Below are 20,058 nucleotides of genomic sequence, written 5' to 3'. Positions count from 1 at the left end.
GGAGTCTGTTATGAAAAAGATATTGTTTGGTATTCTGGCATCTGTTGCTGCTTCTAGTGCACTTGCTGCTGATGCTGGTGCGGTGATTAGTAGTGGTGTAGCGATCGATACTACTGCAGCGGCAGGTTGCTCGCTTCTTTCCGAGCAGGTTACGATTAATTTGTCGACTGGTGTTTTTGGCGCTTATGCCTGTAATACCGTAGCAAACGTGATTGGTGTTGCAACCTGTCATCCTAATGGTCGTAAAGGCGATGTTGCTGTTGATTGTGATCCTGTTGCAGTTACAGCAGATCCTGCTAACGGTGTTGTCGGTAACGTACCGCCAGCAGGTTGCGCTGTTAAGCCTGCGCCAAACACTAACCCTAACAACGGTTCCGTAAACGTTCGTGGCGGGCTTGCTTATACAGCTAGCTCGCAGGGTGGTCGAGTTGGGGGTGCTAATGCTGCAAATTGTGTTGCCGGCGGCAGCACAACAGCAGAGGCTCAAACAGCCGCAGGCCTGTAATACTTTCAGGTTGTACTGCCGGAGAGCATGCTCTTCGGCAGCTTGGAGTTTCTGCGTATGAAACTTTTAGCCAGAGCTTTTACTTTGATAGAATTGATGCTTGTTGTAGCTATCATAAGCGTGTTGACTGCTGTGGCTCTGCCAGTATTCAGTGAGTATCGCGCTGCTGCGAGAGATGCCATCGCGGCGGCTGATGCGAAAAACGCTATAAGTCTTTTCAATACAGCGAAGCGATAGGATGAAAAGTAAAGGTATAGCTATGTAGTGTTGGTTTATCGGAAAATGGGGTCAGAGTCGATTTCGCCTCTTGCTCTTGATTGTCTAGCAGGAAGGGGCCGTCTCCCTGTTCTAATTTTTATACCTCCCAATAAAGTACTGATAGTTGCATATGCTGTATTACTCTGATTTTCTGACTGGCCTTCGCTTGGCCTTTCGCGCCCGCTATCTATGGTTGGCGAGTTGCTCGTTGCTAGTGCTAGCCTTGGCCGTGCTGCTGGCCTCCCAGTTCAGCGGTCGCCAACCCGCCACCGTAGCGCTGGATGTTGGCCTGTCGGTAATGCGTCTGTTCCTGCCGCTGGTGCTGGTGCTGATGACCCAGGAGCTGCTTTCGCGCGAATTCGATCGGCGCTATTTCCTCAATACCCTAACCTATCCGCGCCCTCGGCATAGCCTGTTGCTCGGGCGTTTTCTCGCCGTTGCCGCCTTGGCCCTGGGCCTGCTGCTGGCGTTGGCGTTGCTCTTGGCGCTGCTGGTCGGGCTAGTCGGTCAGGGCTATGCGCAGGCTACGCCGGTAACTCTGGGTCAGCACTACCTGGTCACTGTCGGCTTTATCGGGGTGGACCTGCTGCTGCTTACGGCGCTGGCCTGTCTGCTCGCCGTGGTCGCGTCGACCCCCAGTTTCGTCTTGATCGGCACTTTCGGTTTTATGCTGGTGGCGCGTTCCTTCGCCGCCATTGTCGAGCTGCTCAGTCGTGACGCATCGGTGGTTGGCGATGCCGAGAGCTACCGCGCAGGCGTTGGCCTGCTGGGTTATCTACTGCCGGACCTGGGTGCGCTGGATGTGCGCATGGTCGCGCTCTACGGCAAGATGCAGTTCCTCCCCGCCGACTGGCCTTGGCTGCTGCTCTCCAGTCTGGCTTATATAGTTGCCTTGTTGGCGCTCGCCGTGTGGGCACTGCAACGCAAGCGGTTTGCCTGATATGCGCAGTCGCTACGTTCCCCTGTTGCTGGCTCTGCTGGGTTTTGTCGCCTTTGCCGTTATCGCCTTCTGGCGTGCCCAGCAGCCTCTGCCGCACGAGCAACCGCAGGTGCAGGACCGTGTGGTGATCGCCGCGCCCATCCTGCTGGCGCTGTATGGTGGTGATCGCTTTCTTGCCGCAGATCTGGAGGCTATGCGCCTAGCCGCCACCGGCATGCACGATGGGCAGAGCGATACCAACTATCTTATTCGTGCCCAGCAGGTGGTCGCGCAACTGAATGCCTGCCATGAAGACAACTATTACCTGGCCAACGGCCTGCTCACCTGGGGTGGCGCGGTCAGCGAGGGTAATCAGGTGCTGCGTGCGGCAGTGCAGTGCCGTACCTGGGACTTTGTTCCGGCTTTTTTCTATGGCATCAACCTGGCGTTCTTCCAGCGTGATGTCGTCGAGGCGCAGCGTGTACTCGAGCTGGGCGCGCAGCGTTCGCCAGAGAATGCCGCAGGCCTGCACAAGCTGGCTGTGATGTTGCAGGCGGAAACTTTCGCCGATGAAAAGTTGGCCCTGAATTACCTGGCTCAACAACGCGACTCCGCCAGCGACCCCAAGTTGCGCGATATGCTCGACAAGCGCGTGATACGCCTGCAAGGTCTGGTTGCTCTGCGTGAGGCGCAGCGCCGTTTCGAGGTTGAGAACGGCAAGCTACAGAAGCTGGAGCAACTGGTCGAGTCAGGCTTATTGCCGGCCTTGCCGGAGGATCCGCTGCGGCTTGGCTACGAGTTACGCGAGGGGCTCATCATCTTGAAGAAACTGAAGATCGCTGGTATGGAGGATCAGTCGTGAGTGCTTCACTGGAATTTCATGGCGTCAGCCATACCTTTCGCAGCAAAAACAAAGAAGTTCAAGCCCTGCGCGATGTCAGCTTTAGCCTCGTCGAAGGCGAAGTCTTCGGTTTTGTCGGCCCTAACGGCGCGGGTAAATCCACCACCATCAAGGTGATGCTGGATATCATCAATGACTATCAAGGTGAAGTTCGCATCTATGGCGTAGATGCCAAGTGTGCAGAAGCGCGCCTGCCCCTGGCGTTTGTACCGGAGTCCCCCGCGCTTTACGAACAATTCACCCCGTTGGAAATTCTGCGCATGGGTTTGTCCATGTATGGCATCAAGCGCAAGGATGCCGATGCTTGGTGCATGCAATGGCTTGAGCGCTTTTCTGTGGCGCAGAATGCCAAACGGCGGATTCGCGAGCTGTCCAAAGGTAATGTGCAGCGTGTAGCGCTGGCTCATGCCATGGTGGTGCAACCTAAATTGCTGGTGCTGGATGAGCCGTTGTCCGGCCTTGATCCGGTGGGGCGCAAGGATGTGGTGAATATCCTTACCGAGTACAAGCAGCAGGGCGGGGCGATTTTCTTTACCTCTCATGTGCTGCATGACGTTGAGCGGATTGCTGACCGTTTTGGCTTTATCAACAAGGGTGAGCTGCTAACAGTTCGTTCGCCGCGCGAGTTGGCGGCTGAGCGGGTTGATCAGATGCTGGTGCGCTTTAATGCTGAGCAGCCTCTGTTGGAAGGCTGCAAGCAGTTGCGCGAAATGGAGTTTGAGTGCGAGCTGTCGCAGGCTGACTTGCCAGCGTTTATTGCGCAGTTGAATAACGTAGGCGGTCATCTGCTGACCATCAAGCCTGCGGTGTCGCTGGAGACTGTGTTCTTCAAAATCCTTGAGCAAGCCGCGCACTAGTTATTTGTAGGATGGGTTGAGCATAGCGATACCCATCATGCAGGCATCAGTCTCTCCCCAGCATGGGTATCGCGTTACTCAATCCATCCTGCTGTGTTGTGTGGCTACAGGCTCAACCGCATCGACAAATCCACCGCCTTCACATCCTTGGTCAGCGCACCAATCGACACATAATCCACCCCGGTTTCGGCAATCGCGCGCAAGGTGCTTTCGTTCACCCCGCCTGATGCTTCCAGTTTGGCTTGGCCTTGGGTGAGGGCTACAGCTTCACGCATTTCATCCAGGCTCAGCTCATCGAGCATGATGATGTCCGCTCCCGCACTCAATGCCTGGCGCAGCTCTTCCAAACTTTCCACTTCAACTTCCACCGGCTTGCCTGGGGCTATCTTGTGGGCGGCGGTTACGGCTTGGGCGATGCCGCCGCAGGCGGCGATGTGGTTTTCTTTGATAAGGAAGGCGTCATACAGGCCGATGCGGTGGTTGTGGCAGCTGCCTTGGGTGACGGCATATTTCTGCGCCAGCCGTAGGCCGGGTAGGGTTTTGCGGGTGTCGAGCAGTTTGACGGCGGTGCCTTGCACCAGGTCTGCATAGTGCTGGCCGCGGGTGGCGACAGCGGAGAGGGTTTGCAGAAAATTCAGGGCGCTGCGCTCGCCGCTGAGCAGAGCGCGGGCGGGGCCTTCCAGTTCAAACAGCACCTGGTTGGGTTCGGCGCGTTGGCCGTCCTGGATATGCCAGTGCACGGCAACCCGTGGGTCGAGTTGGCGAAATACGGCATCTACCCAGGCGGTGCCGCAAATGATCGCTGCTTCGCGGGTGATGACCTTGGCATGCGCCAGGCGCTCGGCGGGAATCAGTTGGGCGGTGATGTCGCCACTACCTATGTCCTCTGCCAGTGCGCGGCGCACGTTGGCCTCAACTTCATTGGCTAGGTCGGCGAGGATCAGGTTAGGCATGATGGGCTCCAGTCAGCAGAATGGGCCGATTATAGGGATTGATGGCTGTTTGCGCAGTGTTTGCAGCTGTTCTCTGGTGGCGGTGGGGCTATGCTGATGAAGGTTCTTCGTTAGCTGTGTGTTTGCTGCTACGCATAGGCGTGTTGCGTTGGTCGTATGCAGGTAACCGTTGGGAAGCTGTGGCGCTGCATCTGTGACGCGGGTCATGTCTGGAGGAAAAGTCAGCTTGGTATGCGCGCGCGCATCCCTATAATGACTTTACTTTTTAGAATTGTTGACGCCAGGCCTTTGACGTTACGGACGACGCTCAGTTGATCGCTGTGCAGATCGGTTCGCCCAAGAGGGGCAGTCTGCAGGAGACTCGCAATGAAGACTGATGCGAATGTGGTTCACCTGAGCAAGGTGGCCCCTGAGCAATCGCCCACCTCGTCGGTAGGAAGACTGCCTGTGGCGCTGACAAATGTGCGTGACAAAGCGGCGCAACAGCTGAAAGCGGCGCTGCAGGCGCTGTTCGACAACGCGGACGATACGCTGTTCGAGATGGCCGACCGTGCTACCAGCAATGCCGAGCAAAATGCCTTTTTCGAGGCGATGCGCGATCTGCGCTTGAAGCGCAAAAACATCGAGCGCGGCTTTCTGCAGAAGGTCTTCGAGTCCTTCGCTACCCTTAACCAATATGAAATCGGTAAGCCTGCGCCCTTGGATGCGGTGTCGTTTGACACCCTGTCGCTGGTACAGAACGACGCGCTGGAAGAGTCGGTGGCGCTGGATTCGATGGTCGCCAAGGTCGTCAGCCGTGACGGTACGGCGCTCAGCCATCTGACTACGCGCTTCAATGCCATGGTCAGTAAAAAGCTGGACGACAAGAGCAACCCTGTCGGTCCGACCTGTCTGTGTGAGTTCTTCCTTGATGCGTGCAGCAGCCTGGGCGTTGAGATCCGGGTCAAGCTGATCATCCTTAAACTGTTCGAGAAGTATGTACTCAGCGGTCTCGATCAGCTGTATGCCGAAGCCAACCAGGCGTTGATCGCCGCCGGTGTATTGCCGGAACTCAAATCCGCGCCGGCTCGGCGCAATCCTTCGCGCGCCAGTGCGCCGGCAAGTGGTAGTCGCCAGGATGCATCGCCGGAACTCTCGGCTGAATTTGCTGATGAGGGCGTGCAGGAGGTGTTCGGCGCGCTGCAGGAGCTGCTTTCTCAGGCGCGCGGCTCGGTGACTCCGCAGCGCAGCCGCCCGGCTGATGCCATGCCGATCTCCAGCAATGACCTGATGCGCTTGCTCTCACATATGCAGCAGCGCGCGCCGGCGCAGGTGAGCGACGATTTTGATCTGCGTGAGCAGCTGGAAGGTTTGCTAACACGCGCCAGCGCCAAAGCCGGCAAGGCTCGGGTGGTCGGTGAGGTTGATGAAGACGTTATCAACCTGGTGTCGATGCTCTTCGAATTTATTCTCGATGATCGCACCCTACCGGACTCGCTCAAGGCGCTGATTGGCCGTCTGCAGATACCGATGCTGAAAGTGGCGGTGATCGACAAGACCTTCTTCAGCCGTGGTAGCCATCCGGCCCGTCGCCTGCTAAATGAAATTGCCTCTGCCGCCCTGGGGTGGGGTGAGCAGGACGATGCGCAGCGCGACAGCCTGTATCAGAAGATCGAACAAGTGGTGCAGCGCCTGCTTAATGACTTTGTTGATGACCCGGTGATCTTCTCCGAGCTGTTGGCAGAGTTTCTGGCCTTTACCGGTGACGAGCGCCGTCGTAGCGAGCTGCTTGAGCAGCGCACTCGCGATGCCGAAGAAGGCAGTGCCAAGGCTGCAATGGCGCGCCGTGAAGTCGAACAGGCACTCAATGAGCGGTTGCTCGGCAAGACCCTGCCGGAAGTGGTGGTGCGTCTGCTGCAGGAAGCCTGGAGCAAGGTGCTGATGTTGACCTGTCTGAAGCACGGCGTTGAGTCGGCGCAGTGGCAAGCCGCTCTGGCGACCATGGATGATCTGGTCTGGAGTGTTGAGCTGCACGAAGAGCCAGAAGCGCGTATGCGTCTGCTGGAGATGGTGCCAGGGCTGCTTAAAGCGCTGCGTGAAGGTATGGCCAGTGCGGCGTTTGATCCGTTCTCCACCGGTGAATTCTTCAGCCAGTTGGAAGCTTTGCATGTGCAGGCCTTCCAGCGCTTCAAACGCAGCCTGCCGGAAGAAAATCCACAGGGTGATGCACCTGCACGTGTTGACGTCGACGAAGAGAAGCGCGCTGCGCTGGCCGAGGTCGGTATTGAGTTGCCATTGCTGGAGCTGCCGGCTGCGGACGCGATTGAAGAGCCGGCAATGGTTGAGGTGGTGGAGGAAATTATTCTGCTGGCACCGGGCGAGCTGCGCGCCGCCGAGCCGGAAGCCAGCCTGCCGGACGACGATGAGTCGCTGCTGCAGGTCGATAACCTGCGGGTTGGTAGCTGGGTCGAGTTTCAGGAAGATGATGAGCACAAGCTGCGTTGCAAGTTGGCGGCGGTGATCAAGCCAACCGGCAAGTACATCTTCGTCAATCGCACTGGCATGAAAGTGCTGGAAAAAACCCGTATGGGCCTGGCCGTAGAGTTCCGCCGCAATGCGATTCGCCTGCTCGATGATGCGCTGCTGTTTGATCGGGCGCTGGAGTCGGTGATCGGCAATCTGCGCAAACTCAAGGGCGCTTGATCGACTTGCATTGATGCGTCACCACAACGCCGCCGGGGTATGGCCCAGGCGGCGTTGTTGTATCTGCATTTTGAGCTCGGATTCGTCCTTTCACGCCGCGATGGCAACGTAGGTAGTTTTTCAACGGCCTGCTAGAGTGGTGGCTCGTTCAAGGAGTCTTTATGCAGCTGGACCCTTACAGTGGCTGGTGCGATGGCATCCAGCGCTGTCCATCGCCGAACTTCAATCAGCGGCCGCTGGGCGAAGTTTCTCTGTTGGTGATCCATAACATCAGCCTGCCGCCTGGGCAGTTTGGTACAGGCAAGGTGCAGGCGTTTTTTCAGAATCGTCTGGATGTGGATGAGCATCCCTATTTCGCCAGCATTGCCAGCCTGCGGGTGTCCGCGCATTTCTTTATCGAGCGTGATGGCGTTGTTACGCAATTCGTCTCCTGTAACGAGCGTGCCTGGCATGCCGGCGTATCGCGGTTTGCCGAGCGGGAAAACTGTAATGATTTTTCCCTGGGTATCGAGCTTGAAGGCACTGATGATTTGCCGTTCACGGCGGCGCAGTATGCTGCACTGATTGAGCTGATTCGGCAGCTGCAAGCGGCTTACCCAGCCATCACCCTGGAGCACATTTGTGGTCATAGTGATGTCGCCCCAGGCCGTAAGACCGACCCCGGCCCGGCATTCGACTGGCAGCGCGTGCGCCTGGCATTGCAGCAAGATAAGGAACTGATATGAATTTTTTGGTGCTACTGCTGGTGCTGTGGGTCGAGAAGTTTTCGTCCTGGCGTAAACCCATTCAACACGATGGCCCCTGGCTGCGGTTACTGACGGCTATTGAGGGCAAGCCGCAGTGGGCTGAGCGGCCCTGGCTGGCGCTGGCCGTGCTGGCCGTGCTGCCGTTGCTTGCTCTTGGGCTGATTCTGCTGGTGCTGGAGCCTGTGGCTTACGGTTGGCTGGCGTTGCCGGTGCATCTGTTGGTGGTGATTTACAGCCTGGGGCGCGGTGATTTGCTCGCTGCGCTTGGGCCGTTTCGCGACAGTTGGCGCCGTGAGGATGCCGAAGCGGCCTATCTGGTGGCGCGGCGTGATTTGGCGCTAGAGGCGGATGAAGAAGGCGAATTGCTCCAGCGCGTACAGGGCCATCTGGTGTGGCAGGCCTATCAGAGCTTCTTTGCAGTGATCTTCTGGTATGCGTTGCTGGGGCCATTGGCGGCGCTGGCGTATCGGCTGGTCGCCCTGGTCAGCGAACATGCGACTCTGCCGGCCTTGCGTGAGGCTGCCGTGCAGGTGCGTCATGGTTTCGACTGGTTGCCGGTGCGTGTACTCGCCGCCAGCTTTGCCCTGGTGGGCAACTTTGCCGGGGTCAGCCGGGCCTTGCTGCACGAACTGCTTAGCTGGGACATCAGCGCGGCGCAGTTGGCGATTATTACTGCGCGGGCTGCTGGCGAGACGCCGGAACCGGTGATGGGCGAGGTCGGTGTCAGCAGTCTGGATGGCCTTTGGCAACTGTTGGTGCGCGCCGCAGTATTTTGGTACGCGGGGTTTGCCGTGTGGACTCTGCTTCTCTAAAGCTAGCTATTGGCCATGTCTCAAGACTGTGATGCAGGCCGCCTTTGTAGGGTGGGTTAGCGGCACTGGGACGAGATTATAGGGTGTTCCAAGCAATTCGTGCGCCGCGTAACCCACCATTGCGGTTTGTCGGTAGATCGCCTTGGTGGGTTACGGCGCACGGAGATTCGATGGGATTTCCTGATTCCGGTTCGCGCCTAACCCACCCTACGTATTACTGCACTTCATGCACCGTATAGCTGTTAGGGGCGACTCAACATATGACTGGTAGATGATCTAATTATTCGTTCCACAGCCAGGCCGCGCCGCGCACGCCGCTGGAGTCGCCGTGCTTGGCCTGTAACAGGCGTGTATTGACCTGATCGGAGAACACATAGCGCGGCAGCAGTGGCACTACCTGGGAGTAAAGCGCGGTGTTGTTGGACAGGCCTCCGCCCAGCACGATCACATGCGGATCAATCAGGTTGATCACTGATGCCAAACCGCGCGCCAACTGGTCGCAATAGCGAGCCACTGCCTGTTGCGCATGTGTATCGCCGGCGTCTGCCGCTCGCACCAACTCCCCAGCGTTTAGGCCCAGGCCGCTTCGTGCCGCCCAGCCGGGGCCACTGAGAAAAGTTTCGATGCAGTCATCCTGGCCGCAATAACAGCGCCGGCTCGGACCATCCTCATTGCGTCGCCAGGGCAGCGGGTTGTGCCCCCACTCGCCGGCGATGGCATTCGGCCCGCTAAGCAGTTGCTGGCGCATTACCAGGCCGCCACCAACGCCGGTGCCGAGAATAACGCCGAAAACACTCACGGCACCTTCGCCTGCACCATCGCAAGCTTCTGAAAGGGCAAAGCAGTCGGCGTCATTGGCCAGGCGTACTGGGCGCTGTAGGCGTTGCTCAAGGTCGGCTTGCAGATCCTTGCCGATCAGGCATTGCGAGTTGGCATTCTTGACCCGGCCATGGTCGGGGGAGCGGGTGCCGGGGATGCCGACACCGACGCTGCCGCCGCTGCCCAGTTCGCGCTCGCAATCTTCAACTAAGCTGGCAATCAGGGTGAGGGTTTTCTGGTAATCGCCCTGCGGCGTTGGTGCGCGGCGGCGCAAGACTTGCTGACCGTTTACCAAGGCGATTATTTCGATTTTGCTGCCACCCAGATCAATGCCCAGCTTTAGTTGTGTGCGCATCATTTACCTTAATTTACAGAGGTTGGGGTCGATAAGAGGTATACATGACGCCATGCTCGACCGTTGCTTTGTGATATTGATCACACAAATTTGCCCGTATTTATCCCGCTGATGCAAATGCCGCAGGTCGAGCAGCGAGGGACATATAGGCCGCCGTTTGAGATTCTGCACGGCCGCTTTGTAACCTTACACGACAATAATTAGAACTGGAGACGTCCTGTGAAGACCGTGTTGTATCCGGCCATCGCGCTAATGAATCGCCTTAGCTTCGGCATGAAGTTCAGCCTGATCAGTGTGCTGTTCTTTCTGCCCATGCTGGTCACCAACTTCTACCTGGTGCGTGACTCTTACCGGCAGTTCATCAGTACCCAGGCGGCTCTCGAGAGCATCGATCTGCTCGGCGATAGCCTGACGCTGCGTCGTAGTCTTGAGGACTTTGTCGACCTCACCGAGGTCAACGCGATGATCGGCCAGTCCGGTCAGGCGGGTGATCTTGAAACGCGGCTGGTCAAGCTGCAAGGCAGCATCGGCGAAGCGTTGCAGAGCATGGCCGCCGTGGTGCATGAGTCTGAGCAGATCGAGGAGTTCAATAACAAACGCGATCAATTGATTGCCGAACTGGCCGCCGTACAGGCCGAGACTTCGCTGCAAGGCAAGATCGCCCTGGCCGAAAAGCTGCTGGGTAGTTCCCAGGTATTTATCAAGCTGGTGGCTGCTCAAGCGGGGCTGAGCCAGGACCGTCAGGGCGCCGTGCGGCAGATGGTCGAGCTGGTCACCGTGGGCACGCCCAAAGTCACCGCCGTTCTTAGCGAAGGTCGCGCGGTAGGCGCCTACTCGCTGGCCCAGGGCTTTCTCAACTCATCGGCCAGCACCGCCTTTGATGAACTGTTGCTGGAGCTGGAAAAACTGCATGGCGATTACGGCCTGAACCTGCAAGCATCGCTCAACAGCAGTGCGCAGGCCCGTACGGAGTTGGCCAGTCAGGCCGCAAGCAGCCTGGAAACCCTGAAAACCACTGTGGTGGTGTTTGAGGACAAGGTGGTTGTCGCCGACTCGCTGGACACTCCTTGGGCGCAGTTCTACGCGGATATCAGCGGCGCCATGGAGCAGACCTATCAGCTCAATGATGCGGTGCTGGTGTTCCTCGACAAGCAGCTGCAGGTGCGCCTGGAGGAAAACCGTACGCAGATGGTGCTGCTGGTCGCGGCCCTGGTGGTGGTGTTCCTGCTGATCGTTTACCTGTACGGCGGCTTCTATGTGTCGATCCGCACCACCCTGAAAAAGCTTGGTCAGGTGATGAACCAGGTGGCCGCTGGCGATATGACCGTCAGCTTCAAGGCGCAGAGCCACGATGAATTGGGTGAACTGGGCCAGGTGTTCAATGAGACGGTGAGCAAGATTCACCAGCTGATCGAGCGCGTGGGCCAGACCGTGGTTGAGGTCGAGTGTCAGGCGGACCGTGTGCAGCAGGTTTCCGGAGAAAGTAACCAGGCCGTTGCCGGCCAGCGTGGGCAGATTGATCAGATCGCTACTGCGATGAATCAAATGTCCGCCACCGCCCAGGAGGTGGCGCACAGCGCCGCTGCCGCAGTGGGCAGTGCACAGAGCGTGAATGATGAGACGGTCAGCGGTCGCGCGCTGGTTGAGTCCCAAGTGGGCAGCATCCAGCGGTTGGCCGGTGAGATCGACCAGTCGGTGGTGGTGATCAACAAGCTGGCCAGCGACAGCGCTTCGATCAGCCAGGTGCTGGACGTGATCAAGGGTATTGCTGAACAGACCAATCTGCTTGCGCTCAACGCCGCCATTGAGGCCGCGCGGGCCGGTGAGCAGGGGCGCGGTTTTGCCGTGGTGGCCGATGAGGTGCGCAACCTGGCCAAGCGTACCCAGCAATCCACCGAAGAAATCGAGGCGATGATTGCCAAACTGCAAAGCGGCGTGGGTGCGGCGGTCAAGGCCATGAGCGCCAGCCACAAGATGGCCGACACCACCGTCAGTGAGTCGGGCAAGGTGCAACAGGCGCTGGAGAATATCCTCGGCGCGGTGGGCATGATCGTCGATCAGAACCAGCAGATCGCTACTGCCGCCGAAGAACAGACGGCTGTGGCCCACGATATCGACCAGAACATTGTTGAAATCAGCCAGGCTGGCGAACGTACCGCCGAAGGTGCCAGCCAGACCGAACAGGCCAGCCGCGAGCTGTCCGGTTTGGTGGCGCGCTTGAAGCAGCTGATTGGGGCGTTCCGCGTCTGATTTGCAGCTCACTTGAGCTAAGCCCGCCACGTTGGCGGGCTTTTTTATGAGCCTCAGCCAGGCTTAGCTATTCCAGCCAAACAACTCGGCTGCGTTGTTGCTGCTGGCGCAGGCCAGCTCCTCGGCGCTGATGCCGCGTAGTTCGGCGAGCGCCGTGCAGATAGCCGGTAGATGTTCCGGACTGTTGCGCTGGTTGGGGTGCATAGCGGGAGCCATGTCCGGGGCGTCGGTTTCCAGCACGATGGCGTCTAGCGGCAGTTGCGCCACCACTTTGCGCAGGCGCAATGCCTGCGGCCAGGTGGGAGCTCCGCCCAGGCCGAGCTTGAAACCCAGCTTGAGGTATTCGCGGGCTTCTTCAGTGCTGCCGGCAAAGGCATGGATTATGCCGCCGCGTGGGGGCTTGAGGCGTTTCAGCGTGGCGATGGTCGCCGCATGGGCACGGCGCACATGCAGCAGGGCGGGCAGTTCGAACTCGACAGCCAGTTTGAGCTGCGCTTCGAATAGCTGTTGCTGCTGTGCGCGGTCCAGCTGTTCAAGAAAGTAGTCCAGACCGATCTCACCCACGGCGCAGAGCCTGGGGTGGCCGGCACAGCGTGTCAGCCAGCCGCGCAGCTCGCTCAGATGCTCCGGGCGATGTTCATCAAGGTAGACCGGGTGCAGGCCAAGGGCGGCGTACAGGCTGTCTTCGGTTTGTACCAGATCCCAGACACGCTGCCAGTTGGCTTGATGCACACCCAACACCACCAGCCGCTCGACGCCACTATCGCGGCAACGCTTTAGAAGCTCGCTGCGGTCGGTGTCAAAGTCGGGGAAGTCCAGGTGGGTGTGGGTGTCGATCAGGTGCATGGGGGCATCATACGCCGCTGTGTTGCTTGTAGGAGCCAGCTTGCTGGCGATCAGCTCTCGCAGGGAAAAGTGATCGCCAGCGAAACTGTGATTCATAGCCATATGGCATCCCACAGCGGGTAGTCACCGATGTGTTTGACAAGTCCTGCCCGCAAAGGGTTTGCGACGATATAGCGGGCCATGCTTTGCAAGTCATCCTCCCGCCGCATGGCTCGGTCATAAAAACCCTTCTGCCAAAGCTTTCCGTGATGGTTGCGAGTGTTGTTGATGGAAATAGCACTGCGCGATTTCATGGATTGCATCAGCGTCTCTAAAGGGATGTCCCCAAGCGTGACCAGCCAATGCAAATGATCCGGCATTAACACCCAGGCAAGTGACTCAACGAGCTTTGCGTCGTGTGCGGCACGCATTTCAAAGATAACCAGGCGAGCGGCATGCCAGTCACTGAATATCGGCTGGCGTTCATGGGTTACTGCCGTCAGTAGGTAGCTTCTGCCTGATTCGGAGAAACGACCTGCCCGCAGGGCGTGGCTGCGGTGGTTGAAGAGGCTGGACTCCATTCCAGAAGCTCCCTGCGTTCGGTTGTAGGAGCCAGCTTGCTGGCGATCTGTAGATAAGCTGATCGCCAGCAAGCTGGCTCCTACACAGGGTAGTGCAACCCCTTAATGATGCTCGCGCGTCGCGCGGAATTTCACATCCGGCCAGCGCTCTTCCATCAGCGCCAGGTTGACCCGCGTTGGGGCCAGGTAGGTGAGGTGGCCGCCGCCATCCAGGGCGAGGTTTTCTACGGCCTTGTTGGAGAATTCCTCAAGCTTCTTCTTGTCCGCGCAATCGATCCAGCGCGCCGACCAGACGGTGATCGGCTCGTAGCCGCACTCGACCTTGTATTCTTCTTTCAAGCGGCTGGCGACCACGTCGAACTGCAGCACACCGACCGCGCCGAGGATGATGTCGTTGCTGCGCTCGGGGAAGAAGACCTGGGTCGCGCCTTCCTCGGCCAGCTGTTGCAGGCCCTGGCGCAGTTGCTTGGATTTCAGCGGGTCCTTCAGGCGCACGCGGCGGAACAGTTCCGGGGCGAAGTGCGGGATGCCGGTAAAGCCCAGGGCCTCACCTTCGGTGAAGGTGTCGCCGATCTGGATGGTGCCGTGGTTGTGCAAGCCGATGATGTCGCCGGCGTAGGCCTCAACCAGCATTTCGCGCTCGCTGGAGAAGAAGGTCAGGGCGTCGCCGATGCGCACGTCCTTGCCGGTGCGCACATGGCGCATCTTCATGCCCTGGCTGTATTTGCCCGAGCAGATGCGCATAAAGGCAATGCGGTCGCGGTGCTTGGGGTCCATGTTCGCCTGGATCTTGAACACGAAGCCGCTGAATTTTTCTTCTACCGGTTCCACGGTGCGCTCGTTGGCCACCCGGGCCAGGGGCTTGGGTGCCCAGTCGACCACCGCATCGAGCACATGGTCGACGCCGAAGTTGCCCAGGGCGGTGCCGAAGAACACTGGTGTCAGTTGACCGTCGAGAAACTCCTGCTGATCGAACTCGTGGCAGGCGCCCTGGACCAGCTCCAGCTGTTCGATAAAGCGCTCGTACTCGTCGCCCAAGTGGGCGCGGGCTTCATCGGAATCGAGCTTTTCGATGATCTTGGTTTCGGTGCGCTCGTGGCCGTGGCCAGGGGTGTAGACGATGATGTAGTCATCGGCCAGGTGGTACACACCCTTGAAGTCGCGGTAGCAGCCTATCGGCCAGGTGATGGGAGCGGCCTTGATCTTCAGCACCGCTTCTATCTCGTCGAGCAACTCAATCGGGTCGCGGATGTCGCGGTCGAGCTTGTTGACGAAGCTGACGATGGGCGTGTCGCGCAGGCGGCATACGTCCATCAGGGCGATGGTGCGCGGCTCAACGCCTTTACCGCCGTCGAGCACCATCAGGGCGCTGTCTACTGCAGTCAGGGTGCGGTAGGTGTCTTCGGAGAAATCTTCGTGGCCGGGGGTGTCGAGCAGGTTGATCATATGGTCGCGGTAGGGGAACTGCATCACCGAGGTGGTGATGGAGATACCGCGCTGCTTTTCCATTTCCATCCAGTCGCTGGTGGCATGGCGGTCGGATTTACGCGACTTCACCGTGCCGGCCACGGCAATCGCCTTGCCCATCAGCAGCAGCTTCTCGGTAATGGTGGTCTTACCGGCGTCGGGGTGGGAGATGATCGCGAACGTGCGGCGTTTGGCGACTTCGGCGGCCTGGATGGTCATTGTGCGAGAACCCGTCGACTGAATAGTCGGTCTGTCAAAAAAGGCGGCGATTATAACGGTAAACGCCGGTTCGCGCGGCGACCTGTAGTCAGAGGGCAAAACCACTGATTTTTTGCGCTTTGTGCAGCATTCCTGACGTTTTGTTTTGAATATAAAACGATCAATCAATAAGGCGACAGAGCGGGTCAAAAGTACGGCATTTTTTGATTGATCTCAGCACCCCATGGCCCTAAAGTTCGCGCCCGAACGTCCATGCTGGCAACGATCCATCCGGCTCAAGTACTGACGACGAGAGACCCTAGAATTTGTTTTACGAGCTCGCGAGCTAGAGTCCTACAAGGCAAAAACAGGCGAGGAAGCGGAGTTTACTGGTGTAAATGAGTATTCCGAGCCTGTTTTTAACGCGGTAGGGCCGACGCGCAGCAGGTCGTCAACGAATTCTTGAAGTACTCGGCGACATGCCTTGGGAAGTAGGCGAACCAAAGTGGGGATACTGATCAGACGTTCTGCCTGTGCGGCTATGCCGCCGGGCATCCCTTAAGGCCGAGTAATGGCTAGCGAGTGCTAGGGTTACTTGACTGAAATGTTTTAACTGGTTCTGCCAACTGGAGTCCGAGCATGTCGATCAAGGTCGAAGATTATTACGCACCCGCCACCTTTCAGCGCATGAAGGCGTTCGCCGACACCCAGGAAACCCCATTTGTGGTGATCGATACCGCGATCATCAGCCAGGCCTACGATGACCTGCGCGCCGGTTTCGATTTCGCCAAAATCTACTACGCGGTCAAGGCCAACCCTGCGGTCGAGATCATCGACCTGCTTAAGGAGAAAGGCTCCAGCTTCGACATCGCCTCGATCTATGAGCTGGACAAAGTGATGGATCGCGGCGTCAGTGCCGACCGTATCAGCTACGGCAACACCATCAAGAAATCCAAGGACATCCGCTACTTCTTTGAAAAGGGCGTGCGTCTGTTCTCTACCGATTCAGAAGCTGACCTGCGCAATATCGCTAAAGCCGCGCCGGGCTCGAAAGTTTATGTGCGCATCCTCACTGAAGGCTCGACCACGGCTGATTGGCCGCTGTCGCGCAAGTTCGGCTGCCAAACCGATATGGCCATGGACCTGCTGATCCTCGCCCGTGACCTGGGTCTGGTGCCGTACGGCATCTCCTTCCACGTTGGCTCACAGCAGCGCGACATATCGGTTTGGGACGCGGCGATTGCCAAGGTCAAAGTGATCTTCGAGCGCCTGAAAGAAGAAGACGGCATCGAACTCAAGCTGATCAATATGGGCGGCGGCTTCCCGGCCAACTACATCACCCGCACCAACAGCCTGGAAACCTACGCCGAGGAAATCATCCGCTTCCTTAAAGAAGACTTCGGTGATGACCTGCCGGAAATCATTCTTGAGCCGGGCCGCTCGCTGATTGCCAACGCCGGCATTCTGGTCAGCGAAGTGGTGTTGGTTGCGCGTAAATCGCGTACCGCCGTCGAGCGTTGGGTGTATGTCGACGTGGGCATGTTCAGCGGCCTGATCGAAACCATGGGCGAGGCGATCAAGTTTCCGCTCTACACCGAGAAGAAGGGTGAGATGGAGGAAGTGGTGATCGCAGGTCCCACCTGCGACAGCGCCGACATCATGTACGAGAACTACAAGTACGGCCTGCCGCTCAACCTGGCCATTGGTGACCGCATCTACTGGCTGTCCACCGGTGCTTACACCACCAGCTACAGCGCCGTGGAGTTCAACGGCTTCCCGCCGCTGAAGTCGTTCTACCTGTAAGTCCACGCTGTTGTTAGGCAGGCCCCGCTTCGGCGGGGTTTGCGTTTCTGGGAGGGTGTATTCAGTACAAGGCCCGCATAGCTGCAATCAGCACGGTGGGCACAGAAGGCTGCTACCACCGCCACAGCTACTGACCTGCGGCCTTCAGCGGTGTTATGTATTACCAAATGAAGTTTAAATTCACTTGGTAATACGATTGATTGGCAATTAGAATCGCGCCTCATTTTCCTGGGGAGGTTCTTATGCAGCAGCAATGGCCGTTCAGTCTTAAGGCGCAGCCGCGCTTGTTGTCATTGCTGGCGCTGGCGACGCTTTCGCCGTTGGCCGCCCAGGCTGCCGATAGTGGCGTCACGGCATTGCCGACCATGCGTGTGGATGGTGTGCGCATCGCCACTGAAGAACGTCGCCAGTCAGTTGCGCCCAAGGTGGTGATCGACGGTGAGGAGCTGCGCCGTTCGGGCAACGGTAGCCTCGGAGATGCTCTGCGCCGCAAGACCGGCATGTATTTCGGTGGTGCCCCAGGCGAGAACAAGGACCTGCGTCTGCGCGGTATGGACAAGGAATACACCCAGGTGTTGCTGGATGGCCGGCGCATGCCGGACAGCGGCGAGAAGCGCGAAGTACAGCTCGACCAGATCCCCATGGCGATGATCGACCGCGTCGAGATTCTCCGCTCGCCCACCGCGCAGATGGACGCCCAGGGCATTGGCGGCACCCTCAATATCATCCTGAAGAAGCGCAGCACTGAGCAGCGCAAGGTAATTCTCGGCGCAGCCAGCGGCGATCAACGCCCGATGGACGGCAGTGCGCAGTTCAGCTGGGGCGAGGCCGACTTGCGTCAGCAGTGGCTGATCAGCGGTGGGCGACAGACCCGTAGCCTACCCCAGCTCAAGGACACAGTGATCTATAACGCTGCGGGTGTAGCCGGTGCGCGTCAGCAGGAGCGTGATAACAAACGCTTCTTTGAAAACTTCCTGACCCCACACTGGGGCTGGCAAAGCGAGGGCGGTGACATGCTCAATGTCGACCTGTTGCTGCTCGACAGTGAAATGCACCGCAACAAGGACAAACTCAAATTCAAGGCTGACGGCACCGGCAACGGCACTGAGTCCGAGAAAGAGCTGATGAACAGCCGCAACCTCGGTCTGAGCCTGGGCTGGGAACGGCCGCTGGCCGAGGATCTGCAGCTCGACAGCCATTTCAGCATACGGGACCTGGACGATCAGAAGCGCAAGTTCAAGCAGGCCTACAAGGCCAACGGCAAGCTGGACAAGCTGGAGACCGAAGACGAAGACAAGAGCGACCGCGAGTGGCAGTTCGGCCAGAGCCTGACCCACTGGCGCGATGACCACGAGCTGCTGGCCGGTTTCGACTACAGCGTGAAGAACCGCGAGCGTGACAAGCACAGGGTCATCAACGCAGTGCCTAAGCCGGAGGCCAACGGCCAGTACAAACTAGAAGAAAAGCGCCTCGATCTGTACGTCAGCGACACCTGGCGGATCAACGACAAACATCATCTACAGCCGGGCCTGCGCTGGGAAAGTTCCGAGCTGGAAAGCTCGATCCCTGGCAGCGAAGCCGATGGTCGTGAAGAGCACTTTGCGCCGTCACTGCATTACCGCTGGAACCTGGCCGAGGCCTGGGCCTTGCGCAGCAGCGTGGCGCGCACGGTGCGGCGGCCGAAGTTCGATGACATCACGCCGATGGTCGACAGCAAGAGCGGCACCATCGCCGACCCGAACAAGGTCGGCAACCCGGCGCTGCAGCCTGAGGAGTCCCTGGGCTATGACCTGGGCTTGGAGCACTACCTGGCCGACAACGCCGGCCTGGTTGGCCTCAACCTGTTCCGCCGCGACATCAAGCACCTGATGGAGGAGGTGACCTTCCTCGACAATAACGATGGCGAGTACTACAAGCAGACCCGCAACACTGGCGACGGCAAACTCTGGGGTGCCGAACTGGAGCTTTCCAGCGACCTCGGCTGGCTGGGCATCGACGGCCTGAGCAGTACGGCTGGTTACAGCTGGCTGGATTCCGAAGTGAAGGACCAGGCCACAGGCGAGAAGCGCCGCTTCAAGCAGCAACCCGGTTACCTGGCCAACGTCGGCCTGGAATACCGCATTCCGGCCACGGTGCTGACGGTGGGCGGCAGCTGGAACAAGGCCGGTGATTTCGACGATGAAATCGGCAATAGCGGCGAAAGCACCCGTACCTCTGAAGTCGAGTATTTCGATCTGTTCGTCAACGCCAACTTGACGAACGACATGACCTTGCGCCTGGCCGCCGAAAATATCGGCCAGGCCCAAAAAGACCAGGAAAAGCGTGCATACAACGCTGACGGGTCGCTGAAAAACCGTGAAGTCACCCAACAGTATTCTGAGCCGCTGTACAGCATGAGCCTGGAAATGCGCTGGTAACCCTGAGGAGTTAATCGCTATGTCGAGCCGTCAAATTCACCTGTGGAGTGGGGTGCTGCTGGCCCTGCCGATGTTTATCGTCGGTGTTACCGCCATCTTTCTTGCACACGAGAAGAGCCTGGGCATCAAGGATATGCCGATTAACTGGTTATCCATGCCCATGGAGAAGGAGCTTGATCTGCGCAGCGTGGCCCAGGCCGCCGATGGGCGTTTGTGGCTGGGTAGCCAACAGGGTTTGTTCGTGCAGCAGGCGGATGAAAAGCCGCAACGCCAGGCCGATGTCGAAGTGCGCCAGCTGCTGAGCGAGGGCGACAGCCTGTGGGTTGCCAGCAAGATGGGCCTGTACCAACTGCAGGGTGAGCAGCTTGAGCTGCGCCTGGAAGGCGATGTGCACGGCATCAGTCGCCTGGCTGGCGGCCAGCTGATGGCCAGCGTCAAGGATATGGGCGCAATGCAAAGCCGCGATGGCCTGAGTTGGAACGCCTGGGCCGGCAATGCAGCGCTGCTGGCCGCCCAAGGTGAAGTGGCCAAGCCTTACACCATCGGCAAGCTGGTGATGGATATGCACACCGGCAAGGCGTTTTTCGGCAAGAGCGGCGAGTGGGTGTGGATCGACGTGCTCGGTTTCACCCTGGCTCTGCTTGGCCTGACCGGTGTGTGGGGCTGGTGGCAGTCGCGCCGCCGCGCCGCACTCTAAGCCGCACACTAGG

General features: G+C 58.7%; 17 protein-coding genes and 1 pseudogene. 13 read left to right on the top strand and 5 right to left on the bottom strand.

From position 1 onward, the window contains the following. The first annotated feature begins 10 nt into the window (after positions 1-10). The 5 genes from AC0T4W_RS17530 (at position 11) to AC0T4W_RS17510 (ending at position 3,440) form a co-directional block, all read left to right on the top strand. Positions 11-505, top strand: coding sequence for a hypothetical protein (locus tag AC0T4W_RS17530; protein WP_476321137.1), 495 nt, complete (start codon positions 11-13; stop codon positions 503-505). A gap of 57 nt (positions 506-562) precedes the next feature. Beyond that, positions 563-742, top strand: a complete 180-nt coding sequence (locus tag AC0T4W_RS17525; RefSeq protein ID WP_476321135.1) for a prepilin-type N-terminal cleavage/methylation domain-containing protein — start codon at positions 563-565, stop codon at positions 740-742. Between the two features lie 151 nt (positions 743-893). After that, entirely contained in the window at positions 894-1,703 is an 810-nt protein-coding gene (locus AC0T4W_RS17520) for an ABC transporter permease (protein WP_476321133.1), read from the top strand. A gap of 1 nt (position 1,704) precedes the next feature. Continuing rightward, a complete protein-coding gene (locus tag AC0T4W_RS17515) occupies positions 1,705-2,544 on the top strand; it encodes a hypothetical protein (protein ID WP_476321131.1) in 840 nt (279 codons plus the stop codon). Then, positions 2,541-3,440: an ABC transporter ATP-binding protein gene (locus AC0T4W_RS17510; RefSeq protein ID WP_476321129.1), complete on the top strand. Its 900-nt coding sequence runs from the start codon at positions 2,541-2,543 to the stop codon at positions 3,438-3,440. Before AC0T4W_RS17515 ends, AC0T4W_RS17510 begins: the two co-directional genes overlap by 4 nt. Before the next feature lie 104 nt (positions 3,441-3,544). On the opposite strand, the gene nadC is transcribed toward AC0T4W_RS17510, so the two are convergent. Further along, complete coding sequence (nadC, locus tag AC0T4W_RS17505; protein ID WP_476321127.1) at positions 3,545-4,393, bottom strand: carboxylating nicotinate-nucleotide diphosphorylase; 849 nt, start codon at positions 4,391-4,393, stop codon at positions 3,545-3,547. Positions 4,394-4,759: 366 nt separating this feature from the next. Between nadC and AC0T4W_RS17500 the strand changes: the two genes are divergently transcribed. The 3 genes from AC0T4W_RS17500 (at position 4,760) to ampE (ending at position 8,633) form a co-directional block, all read left to right on the top strand. Beyond that, positions 4,760-7,075, top strand: coding sequence for a DUF1631 domain-containing protein (locus AC0T4W_RS17500; RefSeq protein ID WP_476321125.1), 2,316 nt, complete (start codon positions 4,760-4,762; stop codon positions 7,073-7,075). Between the two features lie 161 nt (positions 7,076-7,236). Continuing rightward, a complete protein-coding gene (ampD, locus tag AC0T4W_RS17495) occupies positions 7,237-7,800 on the top strand; it encodes a 1,6-anhydro-N-acetylmuramyl-L-alanine amidase AmpD (protein WP_476321123.1) in 564 nt (187 codons plus the stop codon). After that, positions 7,797-8,633, top strand: a complete 837-nt coding sequence (gene ampE, locus AC0T4W_RS17490) for a regulatory signaling modulator protein AmpE (RefSeq protein ID WP_476321121.1) — start codon at positions 7,797-7,799, stop codon at positions 8,631-8,633. Before ampD ends, ampE begins: the two co-directional genes overlap by 4 nt. Positions 8,634-8,913: 280 nt before the next feature. Here the strand turns inward: ampE and AC0T4W_RS17485 are convergent, their stop codons facing one another. Then, positions 8,914-9,807 carry an ROK family protein gene (locus tag AC0T4W_RS17485; protein WP_476321119.1) on the bottom strand — a complete coding sequence of 298 codons (894 nt, stop codon included), beginning with the start codon at positions 9,805-9,807 and terminating at the stop codon, positions 8,914-8,916. 252 nt (positions 9,808-10,059) lie between these two features. On the opposite strand from AC0T4W_RS17485, the pseudogene AC0T4W_RS17480 reads away from it, so the two are divergent. Together AC0T4W_RS17480 and AC0T4W_RS17475 are read left to right on the top strand one after the other, a co-directional pair. Beyond that, positions 10,060-11,199, top strand: a pseudogene (locus AC0T4W_RS17480) (HAMP domain-containing protein); the annotation flags it as partial. 144 nt (positions 11,200-11,343) lie between these two features. Then, positions 11,344-12,057 (top strand): methyl-accepting chemotaxis protein, encoded by a 714-nt coding sequence (locus AC0T4W_RS17475; protein ID WP_476323768.1) that lies wholly within the window; start codon positions 11,344-11,346, stop codon positions 12,055-12,057. Between the two features lie 63 nt (positions 12,058-12,120). Here AC0T4W_RS17475 and AC0T4W_RS17470 read toward each other — a convergent pair whose 3' ends face one another. The 3 genes from AC0T4W_RS17470 to AC0T4W_RS17460 form a co-directional block, all read right to left on the bottom strand. Further along, positions 12,121-12,903, bottom strand: a complete 783-nt coding sequence (locus AC0T4W_RS17470; protein WP_476323765.1) for a TatD family hydrolase — start codon at positions 12,901-12,903, stop codon at positions 12,121-12,123. Between the two features lie 92 nt (positions 12,904-12,995). Continuing rightward, positions 12,996-13,463: an REP-associated tyrosine transposase gene (locus AC0T4W_RS17465; protein WP_476323762.1), complete on the bottom strand. Its 468-nt coding sequence runs from the start codon at positions 13,461-13,463 to the stop codon at positions 12,996-12,998. A 102-nt stretch (positions 13,464-13,565) separates the two neighbouring features. After that, the gene (locus tag AC0T4W_RS17460; RefSeq protein WP_476321117.1) at positions 13,566-15,149 is read right to left on the bottom strand and encodes a peptide chain release factor 3; all 1,584 of its coding nucleotides are present in this window, start codon (positions 15,147-15,149) and stop codon (positions 13,566-13,568) included. Positions 15,150-15,767: 618 nt separating this feature from the next. Between AC0T4W_RS17460 and AC0T4W_RS17455 the strand changes: the two genes are divergently transcribed. The 3 genes from AC0T4W_RS17455 (at position 15,768) to AC0T4W_RS17445 (ending at position 20,045) form a co-directional block, all read left to right on the top strand. Next, entirely contained in the window at positions 15,768-16,931 is a 1,164-nt protein-coding gene (locus tag AC0T4W_RS17455; protein ID WP_476321115.1) for a type III PLP-dependent enzyme, read from the top strand. Positions 16,932-17,173: 242 nt separating this feature from the next. Continuing rightward, complete coding sequence (locus AC0T4W_RS17450) at positions 17,174-19,348, top strand: TonB-dependent receptor plug domain-containing protein (RefSeq protein ID WP_476321113.1); 2,175 nt, start codon at positions 17,174-17,176, stop codon at positions 19,346-19,348. A 19-nt stretch (positions 19,349-19,367) separates the two neighbouring features. Further along, complete coding sequence (locus tag AC0T4W_RS17445) at positions 19,368-20,045, top strand: hypothetical protein (RefSeq protein ID WP_476321111.1); 678 nt, start codon at positions 19,368-19,370, stop codon at positions 20,043-20,045. The last annotated feature ends 13 nt before the right edge of the window (positions 20,046-20,058 follow it).

It is taken from the genome of Pseudomonas sp. C7.1, assembly GCF_056312395.1.
The sequence above is the reverse complement of the archived record's forward strand: the minus strand, read 5'-3'. Positions and strand labels throughout refer to the sequence as shown.

Bases quoted from the DNA above. Each gene is read 5' to 3' on its own strand.
- nadC (WP_476321127.1), bottom strand. From the start codon at position 4,393: ATGCCTAACCTGATCCTCGCCGACCTAGCCAATGAAGTTGAGGCCAAC.
- AC0T4W_RS17475 (WP_476323768.1), top strand. From the start codon at position 11,344: ATGAATCAAATGTCCGCCACCGCCCAGGAGGTGGCGCACAGCGCCGCT.
- AC0T4W_RS17485 (WP_476321119.1), bottom strand. From the start codon at position 9,807: ATGCGCACACAACTAAAGCTGGGCATTGATCTGGGTGGCAGCAAAATC.
- AC0T4W_RS17520 (WP_476321133.1), top strand. From the start codon at position 894: ATGCTGTATTACTCTGATTTTCTGACTGGCCTTCGCTTGGCCTTTCGC.
- AC0T4W_RS17450 (WP_476321113.1), top strand. From the start codon at position 17,174: ATGCAGCAGCAATGGCCGTTCAGTCTTAAGGCGCAGCCGCGCTTGTTG.
- AC0T4W_RS17515 (WP_476321131.1), top strand. From the start codon at position 1,705: ATGCGCAGTCGCTACGTTCCCCTGTTGCTGGCTCTGCTGGGTTTTGTC.
- AC0T4W_RS17465 (WP_476323762.1), bottom strand. From the start codon at position 13,463: ATGGAGTCCAGCCTCTTCAACCACCGCAGCCACGCCCTGCGGGCAGGT.
- AC0T4W_RS17445 (WP_476321111.1), top strand. From the start codon at position 19,368: ATGTCGAGCCGTCAAATTCACCTGTGGAGTGGGGTGCTGCTGGCCCTG.
- AC0T4W_RS17500 (WP_476321125.1), top strand. From the start codon at position 4,760: ATGAAGACTGATGCGAATGTGGTTCACCTGAGCAAGGTGGCCCCTGAG.
- AC0T4W_RS17525 (WP_476321135.1), top strand. From the start codon at position 563: ATGAAACTTTTAGCCAGAGCTTTTACTTTGATAGAATTGATGCTTGTT.
- AC0T4W_RS17455 (WP_476321115.1), top strand. From the start codon at position 15,768: ATGTCGATCAAGGTCGAAGATTATTACGCACCCGCCACCTTTCAGCGC.
- AC0T4W_RS17470 (WP_476323765.1), bottom strand. From the start codon at position 12,903: ATGCACCTGATCGACACCCACACCCACCTGGACTTCCCCGACTTTGAC.
- ampE (WP_476321121.1), top strand. From the start codon at position 7,797: ATGAATTTTTTGGTGCTACTGCTGGTGCTGTGGGTCGAGAAGTTTTCG.
- ampD (WP_476321123.1), top strand. From the start codon at position 7,237: ATGCAGCTGGACCCTTACAGTGGCTGGTGCGATGGCATCCAGCGCTGT.
- AC0T4W_RS17460 (WP_476321117.1), bottom strand. From the start codon at position 15,149: ATGACCATCCAGGCCGCCGAAGTCGCCAAACGCCGCACGTTCGCGATC.
- AC0T4W_RS17530 (WP_476321137.1), top strand. From the start codon at position 11: ATGAAAAAGATATTGTTTGGTATTCTGGCATCTGTTGCTGCTTCTAGT.